General features: G+C 62.7%; 11 protein-coding genes and 1 pseudogene. 5 read left to right on the forward strand and 7 right to left on the reverse strand.

Annotated features, from left to right (window positions below):
* The 5 genes and pseudogenes from EOA24_RS41595 to EOA24_RS15940 all read left to right on the forward strand — a co-directional run.
* Positions 1-202 (forward strand): annotated as a pseudogene (locus EOA24_RS41595) (hypothetical protein); the annotation flags it as partial.
* Entirely contained in the window at positions 199-570 is a 372-nt protein-coding gene (locus EOA24_RS15930) for a DUF4031 domain-containing protein (protein ID WP_127409899.1), read from the forward strand. The pseudogene EOA24_RS41595 and the gene EOA24_RS15930, both read left to right, overlap by 4 nt.
* The gene (locus tag EOA24_RS15935) at positions 567-779 is read left to right on the forward strand and encodes a hypothetical protein (protein ID WP_127409900.1); all 213 of its coding nucleotides are present in this window, start codon (positions 567-569) and stop codon (positions 777-779) included. The genes EOA24_RS15930 and EOA24_RS15935 overlap by 4 nt, the downstream gene beginning before the upstream one ends.
* On the forward strand, positions 776-1,165 hold the full coding sequence (locus EOA24_RS42410) for a hypothetical protein (protein ID WP_210213589.1): 390 nt from the start codon (positions 776-778) through the stop codon (positions 1,163-1,165). The genes EOA24_RS15935 and EOA24_RS42410 overlap by 4 nt, the downstream gene beginning before the upstream one ends.
* A 14-nt stretch (positions 1,166-1,179) precedes the next feature.
* Positions 1,180-2,085, forward strand: coding sequence for a tyrosine-type recombinase/integrase (locus EOA24_RS15940; RefSeq protein ID WP_210213590.1), 906 nt, complete (start codon positions 1,180-1,182; stop codon positions 2,083-2,085).
* A 610-nt stretch (positions 2,086-2,695) separates the two neighbouring features.
* On the opposite strand, the gene EOA24_RS15950 is transcribed toward EOA24_RS15940, so the two are convergent.
* The 7 genes from EOA24_RS15950 to EOA24_RS15980 form a co-directional block, all read right to left on the reverse strand.
* Positions 2,696-4,585 carry a sugar phosphate isomerase/epimerase and 4-hydroxyphenylpyruvate domain-containing protein gene (locus EOA24_RS15950; protein WP_127409902.1) on the reverse strand — a complete coding sequence of 630 codons (1,890 nt, stop codon included), beginning with the start codon at positions 4,583-4,585 and terminating at the stop codon, positions 2,696-2,698.
* A gap of 13 nt (positions 4,586-4,598) precedes the next feature.
* On the reverse strand, positions 4,599-5,378 hold the full coding sequence (locus EOA24_RS15955; RefSeq protein WP_210211644.1) for a cyclase family protein: 780 nt from the start codon (positions 5,376-5,378) through the stop codon (positions 4,599-4,601).
* 148 nt (positions 5,379-5,526) lie between these two features.
* Entirely contained in the window at positions 5,527-5,958 is a 432-nt protein-coding gene (locus tag EOA24_RS15960; RefSeq protein WP_126080027.1) for a type II 3-dehydroquinate dehydratase, read from the reverse strand.
* Between the two features lie 14 nt (positions 5,959-5,972).
* Positions 5,973-7,274: a TRAP transporter large permease gene (locus tag EOA24_RS15965; RefSeq protein ID WP_127409903.1), complete on the reverse strand. Its 1,302-nt coding sequence runs from the start codon at positions 7,272-7,274 to the stop codon at positions 5,973-5,975.
* A complete protein-coding gene (locus EOA24_RS15970; RefSeq protein WP_348525911.1) occupies positions 7,271-7,789 on the reverse strand; it encodes a TRAP transporter small permease subunit in 519 nt (172 codons plus the stop codon). The genes EOA24_RS15965 and EOA24_RS15970 overlap by 4 nt, the downstream gene beginning before the upstream one ends.
* 68 nt (positions 7,790-7,857) lie before the next feature.
* Positions 7,858-8,844: a TRAP transporter substrate-binding protein DctP gene (dctP, locus tag EOA24_RS15975; RefSeq protein ID WP_126080029.1), complete on the reverse strand. Its 987-nt coding sequence runs from the start codon at positions 8,842-8,844 to the stop codon at positions 7,858-7,860.
* Between the two features lie 38 nt (positions 8,845-8,882).
* The gene (locus EOA24_RS15980) at positions 8,883-9,809 is read right to left on the reverse strand and encodes a shikimate dehydrogenase (RefSeq protein ID WP_210211645.1); all 927 of its coding nucleotides are present in this window, start codon (positions 9,807-9,809) and stop codon (positions 8,883-8,885) included.
* Positions 9,810-9,905: the final 96 nt, after the last annotated feature.

A 9,905-nucleotide genomic window follows, 5' to 3' on the forward strand; every position in this document is an offset into this window, starting at 1 on the left:
GCCCTATGCGCCAGCCGACGATGAGATAGCCGGCATCGTCGCCATCAACGGTGCGCGCTCGCGCGGCGACCAGATGCGCGGCGGCGGCGAGCGCCCACGCTGGCACCCGATCCGCCGCGCAGGCAAGAAAGCCGCCGGTCGCCGACTGGACGGCGTCGAGCACAATGGCATGCCCGGACTGCGCGAGGTGCTGGCGCTATGAGCGTCTACGTTGACAACATGCGCGCGCCCTTCGGCAAAATGGTCATGTGCCATATGTGGGCCGACACGCGCGCCGAGCTGTTCGCCATGGCCGACCGCATCGGCGTCCAGCACAAATGGTTCCAGCGCCCGCCCGGCACCGGGCTGCCGGGAATGGATGCGTCCTGGGAGCATTTCGACATCGCGCAGAGCAAGCGCGCGCTCGCCGTCGCCGCCGGCGCGATCGAGACGGACAAGTATGGCCCGCTCGAATTCGAAGCCCGGCGCAAGGGTGACGAGGAAAAGCTGAAGCAGATCGCCGAGCTGCGCGCCAAAGGCTTCGGCGACGCGCCGCCGACCATCAGCCCGAGACAGGGGAAACTGCTTTGACCCTGCCATACATCTTCCGCTGGGACCGCTTCGGCCGCAATGGTCAGCCCTGCGCTGTGACCGCGCGCAGCAAGCCGGCGCCGGGAACGTTCGTGCTGCCGGGCTTCGGCCGGCCGGCGTCGCCGCGCTTCAACTCGATCCGTGTCGAGTTTGCCGACGGCTTCGCCATGATCACCAGCGGCAACGCCATCCGGAGGGCGAAGCCGTGAACAGCCTCATTCTGGAAAACGGCAAGACGCCCGAGGAATGGGTGAAAATCTTCAAAGCGGAGCGCGGCGTGCATCTGTCGGCCAGGACGATCCGCGAAAACGCGCGCCGGCTCGGGGCTTGCCGGATGCTCGGCAAAGTGATGATGCTTTTGCCGGAACATATCGACCGACTGTTTCAGGAGCCGAAAGCTTGCCCCTCGAACTCTACGAACGCGACGGATGGTGGTGGTTCAAAGGCCGAATCGACCGCATACCGGGCGGCAAATACTACCGACAAAGCTCTGGCATACCTGTCACAGCGCCAGAAAGGGACGCCCAAGCGGCAGTCGCGGCCTTCGAACTCAAGGAGATCAAACGTGATCTCGTTGGAGACGAAAGGGCGCTGACCTTCGCCGACGCGGTGCTGCTCTATCCCGCGAACCCGATGGAAGCCGGCGACCTGGCGAAGATTCTGCCCCACCTCGAAGATCGCGCCTGCGCCTCGATCAAGCCGCAGGAGGTGCGCAACCTCGGGCCTCTGCTCTACCCAATGGGCTCGACCGACACCTGGCAGCGCCACGTCGTCACGCCAGTGCGCGCGGTCATCAACAACGCGCACGATCTCGGCAAATGCCCGCCGATCCGGATCAAGGCCTATCCGAAGGCAGAGCGGCTGAAGCAGGACCGCGCCCGCGGCAAGAAGAGCCGCGTCGAGAAAACGCCCGGATCATGGGAATGGCTGCTCGCCTTCCGCACCAAGGCGAACCGCTACCAGGCTGCTATGGCGCATTTCATGTTCGTGACCGGCGCCCGCATCGGCCAGGCCGTCGCGCTAAAGCCGGCCGACCTCGACCTGCAGAACGCCCGCGTGTGGATGCCCGAGGCGAAGGGCATGGAAGCGCAGTGGGTCGATATCCCGATGGACCTGGTTGTCGAGCTGGCGAACCTGCCGCCGCGCCGGCCGCGCAAGGGACCGCACGGCAAGACGCGCGTCAAGGAAGCGCGCGTATTCGGCTACGCCAACAAGGACGGCGTCTACAAGGCATGGAAGACGGCATGCAAGAAAGCCGTCATCAGCGAGATCATGCCCCACGCCGCCGGCCGGCACGGCTTCGCCACTGAAATGCTCGTCAGGCAGAAGCTGGACGCCCGCACCGTGGCCAAGGCCGGCCGCTGGGCGGACTTGACGCTGATGCAGAAAACCTACACTCACGCCGAGGATACGACGGACAAGGTACAAGCCGCCCTCCGTACAGGACGCGTACAAGCCACCAAGGCGACAGCAGCTAAAGCACGGGGATCAAAGCGGAAATCGGCAAGCGGCTGACGCCCTCCGAAGGCAGAGGTCACAAGTTCGAATCTTGTCGGGTGCGCCAATTTCCAATTGCAGGACAAGAACTTAGCGCCACACCATGCTTAGCTGAAACGCGTTCAGGCTGAGCGGCGTAAGCGCTGAGAACCTGAGTTTGAGGGAGCCATGTCGCCGCAAACCCGCAGATTCGGGCAAATGAGCGTGAAAGCATCAGCTTCCAATGGACGAGTTAAGAAATAGAAGGTTGAGCGCTGCCCACGTGAGCAACGCTCAACTTGATCGAAAATGGGGTCGGACACGGACAGTCGGCTTTCGGGGCGGCTAGCCAGAGAGCGGATTCGGTGGCCCGGCGAAGAGGCACTATTCCGCAGGTTGCTACCTCAGCGGGAGTTGCACCCATGATCTGTTCTCCTGTAATTCACATCGTCAATGGGCCGCCGCCAAGCGGCCCATTCTGGGCTTGTTTATCGCATCTGGCTCATGGTGATCCGGTCGAACATGCGGCCGCCGAACCATTTGCGGATAGCGATCATGGGCTTGACGTATTTGCCGGCAGCGTAACGGGTCTTGCGCGCCCGGACGGCCTTCCCTGGGTGAGGACTCGTCGATATCGAATGTCCCCCGATCACCTCGGCATTCCGCTCGGTGGCAGCAGTCGCTTCAGAGCAGCGATGCGGAAGGGTGCATTGACGGCGCCGTAGCCCTTGTAGCCTTTTCGGCGCTCGACGACCTCGAAGAAAAGGCCCTCGCCATAGTTTTGGCTGTAGAGCTGGAAATACTCGCCGGTCTCGTCCCGGTCGTAGAGGATGTTACCGGCCCGCAAGCGGTTCGTCAGATCGGGATCCAGGCCCAGGCGGGCTTCAAGATCATCGTAGTAATTCGCCGAGATTTCCAACGCGTGGAAGCCAAGCGGTTTCAACCGACCCGCCGTGGCAAAAATATCATCGCAGGCGAAGGCGATGTGCTGAATGCCGGAGCCAAAGCTATCGGCGATGAAACGGCCCGCCAGCGTCTTGCGGCTTTCGGCGCCGTTGAGCGTGAGCCGCAGTCCGCCATCTGAGCCCTCGACGACCTGGCTTCGCACCAGACCGCTCGGATCGACGACGTCGACCACTGGCAATTTTCGAGTTCGGAAGATGGAGGTGTAGAAAAGGAGCCAGGTGAGCATCTCCTCATAGTTCATCGTCTGGGCGGCATGATCGATACCGACGAGGCCGCAGCCCGTGTCGCCTGTTTGCGGCAGCGGATCGAATTCGACGTCCCAGACTTTGGCGAGCGTATCGTCGACGAAATAGATGACGCCGCCGCCGACGCCGCGGATGGCGGGAATAGAGAATTCGCCCGGACCGCGCTGCTCGGAGAAGGTCTCCGCGCCAAGCGCCCTTGCCCGCGCCACCGTCGCCGCGGCATCGGCAACCCTCAGCCCCATCGCATAGGCGTTGGTTCCGTGCACGACATAGGAGGAATGGGCAAAACCATCGTGTCCGGTGTTGATGACGATGTTGACGCCACGGTGGCCACCTTGCCGCCAGACGGTCACGTCGCGGTTCTTGTGGCGGGCGGACAGCGAAAAGCCCATGGTCGAGAGAAGCGCCGCCAGTTCTTCGCCTTCCTGCTCGTTGGCCGCGAACTCGATGAATTCGATGCCCGAAACGCCGATGCGGTCCGGCATCTCCGGCGGATCGATTGCAATTCCAGGCTCGGCGCGGCGCACCTGGTCCATCAGGTAGATAAGCGAGCGCCTTCCATCCATGGCGATCGACTTCGGCGAGCCGCCACGGAACTGGTCGTTGAAGATCTCCAGGGACAAAGGCCCGTCGTAGCCTGTCGCCGCTACCGCCCGCGTGAAGTCGATGACCGGCAAGTCACCCTCTCCCGGCATGTTGCGGAAATGGCGGCTCCAATAGAGCAGGTCCATGTCGATCAGAGGTGCGTCGGCAAGCTGCACGATGAAGATGCGGTCCCCGGGGATGGCGCGGATGGTCCCGACGTCGGTCTTTCTCGCCAGTGTGTGGAAGGAATCGAGGATGAGGCCGATGCTCGGATGGTCCGCGCGGCGCACGATCTCCCATGCGTCGCGGTGGTCGTTGATATGGCGCCCCCAAGCCAGCGCTTCGTAACCGACGCGCAGGCCCCGGCGCGCCGCGCGCTCGCCCAGTTCGCGGAAGTCGGCGGCGGCCCGGTCTATGCCGCCAAGCGCCATTGGCGAGACGTTGGAGCAGACAAGCATCAGGTCGGTGCCGAGTTCCCGCATCAGGTCGAACTTGCGTTCGGCCCTGTCGAAGGCGTGCTGTCTTTGCGGCTCCGGCAATCCTTCGAAATCGCGGAATGGCTGGAAGACCGTAATTTCCAGCCCATGATCGCGAACCATCCGTCCCACTTCGGCCGGCGTACCGTCGAAAGCCAGGAAGTCGTTCTCGAAGATCTCCGCGCCATCGAATCCGGCCGCGGCTATGGCTGCGAGCTTTTCGCGAAGGTCGCCGCTGATCGAGACGGTGGCGATGGAGGTCTTCATCGTTGTTGGCGCGTCAAAGGAGCGCGATGGCACGCGTTGGTCCACCAGTCGCGCCCTTAACCTTCGGAATGCCGAGGAAAAGACGTGCGCCGGCTTCCGGGATCGCATCGAGATTAGCCAGGCACTCCACGCCCCAACGGCCGCTGCCCAGCCATTCGTAGTGGACCGGAAAAGCTCCGCTTGAGTTTAAGCCGGTGTCGAGCGAGAGGGTATCGACGCCGATACCCTTCACCTTGCGTTCGTTAATCAAAAACTGCGCGGCCTCTACATGAAAACCAGGGGTGTGGTTCTTCTTCTGATCGTCTCTGCCAGCGAATTTTGGATCGCCGACCAACTTGTGCCAGCCGGAGTTCATCACCACGCAGCAGCCTTCCGGCAGGGGACCGTTCTTCGATTCCCAGGCCTTGATGTCGTCCGGGGTCAACGCCGTGTCCGCATTCTCGGCCGCACGCGCTGCGATGTTGATGATGGCGACCGGGACTATCAGATCCGCGATCGGGATCAGATCCGCCGTCATTCCATCTGCGGAGAAGTGGATCGGCGCGTCCATATGCGTGCCACTATGCTCGACGATCGTCCATCGATTGAGGTTCACCTTATCCTTGGCAAAGGTGACGAGATGTTCGACGGTGAACCATTTCTCACCGCTGAAGGTCGGAAAGCCCTCATAGAGCGCGTGCGAGAGGTCGACCGTATCGGTGAAACTGATCGGCGCCGCTTGGGCCGGCGGCACTGCCGGAAGCGCGGCGACCGCCGCCGCGCCAAGCCCAAGTGTAAATCCGGCTTTGAGCAAGCCTCTGCGCGTCGCATTTTCGCAGATCGAGTGAAGGCATCCTGGAGGGCACATGCGATCTCCTTCCCCTTTGATGGTTAAAAGTCATGCCGGTCTATACTAACCAGTTCGTTCATTCGCCCGCTTCCGCGAGCGGGTGATGGAGCCGCTATGCGTCGATCAATTCCTTCAGCGATTTCACGGCCGTCGCATATCCGCGAGGGCCGAGACCGGCGATGACGGCGGTCGCGACCTTCGAGACCAGCGAGCGGTGATAGATTTCCTCGCGCCGGTGGATGTTGGAAATGTGGAGCTCGACGATCGGCCCGGCGAACATCTTCAGCGCATCGAGAATGGCAATCGAGGTGAAGGAGAACCCGGCCGGATTGATGACGATGCCGGCGCCGTCGTCGATCGCCTGGTGGATCCAGTTGACGACCTCGCCCTCGAAATTGGACTGGTGGAAGCGGAGCGGATGTTCGCCGGCCGCCTCGCGGCACATAGCCTCGATCTCGGCGAGCGTCGTCCTGCCGTAGATCTCAGGTTCGCGTGTCCCGAGGCGGTTGAGGTTCGGGCCATTGATCACAAAGATTGATTTCATTCCGAAGCTCCCTGTCACCCCTGATAGCCGAGCAAGCGCGGTAGCCAGAGCACAAGCCCCGGAAAGAAGGTGATCAGCGCCAGCGAGCCGATCATTGCCCCGAGGAAAGGCAGTACATTGCGCACCAGGTCCCTAAATGGCACTTCGGCGATCCTGGCCATGATGAAGAGCAGCAGGCCATAAGGCGGCGTGACGAGGCCAAGCATGATGTTGACGACGACCACCACGCCGAAATGCACCAGATCGATGCCCAGCGCCCGCGCAGTCGGGATGAGCACCGGCACGATGACCAGCAGGATGGTCGTTCCCTCCAGCACGCAGCCCAGCAGCAAAAGCAGGATGTTGACGAGGATCAGGAAGCCTGTGGGCGATAGCTGCCAGGCCTGCAGCAACGCGCTCACCGACTGCGGGATGTTCTCGACGGTCACCACATAGTTGAACACCAGCGCACCGCCGATCAACATGCCGATCGAGGCGCTGGTGCGGGCGCTCACCAGCACCGAGCGGTAGAAATCGGCGAAACTGACGCTGCGATAGAGGACGACCGAGACCAGCAAGGCGTAGGCGCCGGCGACGGCGGCCGCCTCCGTCGGCGTGGTTGCGCCGCTGTAGATGCCGCCCAGCAACACCACCGGCATCATCAGCGAGGGCAACGCCTGCCAGGTGATGCGCGGCATCTCGCGCAGCGGCGTCGGCGGTTCGACCGGAAAGCCGTGGACGCGGGCATGATAGGCGACGATGGTCATCTGACCCGCCGCCATCAGCAAGCCGGGCACCACGCCGCCGAGGAAGAGGTAGCCGATCGAGGCGTCGGAGACGAGGGCGTAGACGACCATCGGGATCGAGGGCGGGATGATCGGTCCGATCACCGCCGTCGCGGCGGAGAGCGCGGCAGCATAGCTCGGCGGGTATTTGCCGTCCTTGGGCATTATCTTCTGCATCAGCTTGCCGGGCCCGGCGGCGTCGGCGATAGCCGAGCCCGACATGCCGGCAAAGATGATCGCCTGGACAATGTTGACGAAGGCGAGGCCGCCGCGAAAGCGGCCGACAATGGCATTGCAGAAGCGCAGCAGCCGCTCGGTCATCGAGCCGATGTTCATAAGTTCGGCCGCCAGCACGAAAAGGGGCACGGCGAGAATGATGTAGTTGGCATACATGCCGTTCAGCAACTGTTCGGCAACTGTGCCCATGTCGAGCCCGGCAAGCAGCAGATAAAGGATCGAGCCGGCGATCATGGCATGGCCGATCGGCAGACCGAGAAAGGCCAGTGTCGTGATCGCGATGACCGACAGGGAGAAGGGGCTGGCGAGGTTCACGTGCCGGACCCCATTTGTGTCGGATCCGGCTTCTCAGGCGCCGGACCGAAGGCTGCCTGCCAAGAAAGCCACAGGTAGCGCATCAGGGTCGCGACGGCAAAGACAAGATAGATCGAGAAGAGCCAGTCGAAGCGGAACTTCAGGTAGGCGGTGTGCTCGACCTTCATGAAGGTCACGTAATCGAACACCGCTGGCAACGAGATCGTGTAGAGCACGATGAGCGCCACGGCCGCCGTCATGAACATGACGCGGCGGATGCCTGGTCCTGCCGATGCGTAGAAGAGGTCGAAGCGGATCTCTTCTTCCTCCCGGATCACGAAGGCGGCCCCCCAGAGCACCAGCCAAATCCACAGCATCACACTGAGCTCGTTGGTCCAGCCGATCGGGAAATTCAGCAGATAGCGAAAGACGATCTGCAGGATGAACGCGGCAAACATCAGCGCCATCATGGCGGCCAGCACGGCCTCCGCGAGGCGATAGAGTCGGCCGGCGATTTCGCGCGGATTGGCGTTCAAGATTGGTCCCTCACGGCGGCGGCGTGGCGGCGCCGGCTCCACGGTATTCACCCTGGAGCCGGATCGGTTCAGAGCGCGTTGATTTTCTCCAGCATGCCGGCCGGCCAGTCTTTCGCCAGGTCGGACGCCAGATACTGCTCTTGCACGTGCTTGCGGAAGGCGGCGACGTCTGGCTCATAGAGCTTCAGCCCCTTGCCTTTGAAAAACTCGACCAATTCCTTTTCCCGTGCCAGATGCTTGCCGGTCGAGAACTCGATGGCCGCGTCGGCCGCGGCCTGGAGCCGCCCCTGCTTGTCGGCTCCCATCTCGTCCCACACTTTCTTGGAGACGGCCAGAAGATCGAAGCCGACGAGATGCGACGTCAGCACGATCTGTGACATCACCTCGTAGAATTTCATGTTCTCGACATTCGGCAGCGGATTGTCCTGCCCGTCGATCGCACCGGTCTGCAGGCCTGTATAGACCTCGGCATAGGCCATCGGGGTCGGGTTGGCGCCCAGCGCCTTGCCGAGGAACTGCCAGGCGTCGCCGCCAGGCATCCTGAGCTTGACGCCGGCTAAGTCGGCCGGTGTCTTGACCTCCTTGTCGGGCTTGAGGCCCAACTGGCGCACACCGAAGTAGGTAGGCCCGAGCACCTTTATGCCGAGCTGGTCCTCGGTCATCTTCTTCAACTCCGCGCCCGACTCGCTGGCGAAGAATTTTCGCATGTGCGCCGCATCGCGGAACAGATAACCCGCGGTGACGATGGACCATGCCGGGATCTGCTTGGAGACGTCCTGCGGGGCGATGTTGCCCATTTCGAGGTTGCCGCGCTGCATGGCGACAAGCTCGGTCCCCTGCTTGAAGAGGTTGCCGCCGTAGTAGCCTTCGAAGGTGAAGTCGTCCTTGATGGCGTCGGCGAATTTTTTCATCATCTCGGCGCGGATGTCCTGCTCGGAGAACACCGCCGAGAAGCGCAGCTTCGGCTTGTCCTGCGCAAAGGCCGGAAAGGCCGCGGCGGCCGCTATGGCACCGGTGCCGACAAGAAACTGGCGTCGGTTTGCGTTGAAAGTCATATTATCCTCCCTGTTCTATTCCCTTGTTCCTGATTGCGTCAGTCGCCGCTCGCCGAATGCGGAACGGGCGTGTCGCCGAAGGCGTCGAATGCTGCCCGCATTCGATCGATGTCGGGCACGATGCCGGTGAAAAGCTCGAAGGCCCGCGCCGCCTGATGGACCGCCATGCTCTCGCCGCTCAGCGTGCGGCAGCCACGCCGCCGCGCCTCGGAGAGCAGCTCTGTCTCCAGAGGGAAGTAGACGATGTCGGCAACCCAGCAATCCGGCCTTAGCAGCGCTGGATGGAGGGGGATACCAGGCAGCTTGGCCATGCCGACCGGCGTCGCATTGACGATCCCGTCGACCCGCGCCGCTGCCGTGACGGAGTCGGAGGCAACCGTCACGCGGTTGGCGCCAAACCGAGACGTCAGCTCTGCGGCGAGCGCGGCCGCCTTGGCTTCCTCGATATCGAAGAGCCGCAACTGCCCGACGCCGCTTTCGAGAAGGGCTTGAGCAACCGCGGCGCCCGCTCCGCCTGCGCCAAGCAGCAAAACGGTATCGCGCTCCGCATTCGCCATCTCGAGCCGGAAGCTCTCTTTGAAACCCCAGAAGTCGGTGTTGTGCCCGATGCGGCGACCGCCGCTGAAAACGACCGTGTTGACAGATCCGATCCTTTCCGCCGCCTCCGACAATTCGTCGAGCAGCGGAATGATCTCCTGCTTGTAGGGAAATGTGACGTTCAGCCCGTCGAAGCCGAAATGCGCGGCGAAAGCGAGTATGTCGTCCAGCCGCAGGGCGCCGTCGCCCATGCGATCGGCGTCGAGCAGGCGATAGATGTAGGCGATCCCTCGCGCCCTCCCCTCGGCTTCATGCATTGCCGGCGTTCGCGATAGCTGGATGCCACGCCCGATCAAGCCGACCAGAATGCGCCGCGGATCGGCGGCGGCATGCCGATCGGCCCCGAAGCTGGCGGAAACTGATGCCAATCCGACCTCCCGATGCCGCCATGCCACTGGCAAGGTCCTCCCGGCATCACCAGAACTTTGTACCGTTCGGTTGATTTCGTCAACAACGTTGTACGA

The sequence above is a fragment of the Mesorhizobium sp. M2A.F.Ca.ET.039.01.1.1 genome (assembly GCF_003998035.1).
Lineage (GTDB): Bacteria > Pseudomonadota > Alphaproteobacteria > Rhizobiales > Rhizobiaceae > Mesorhizobium.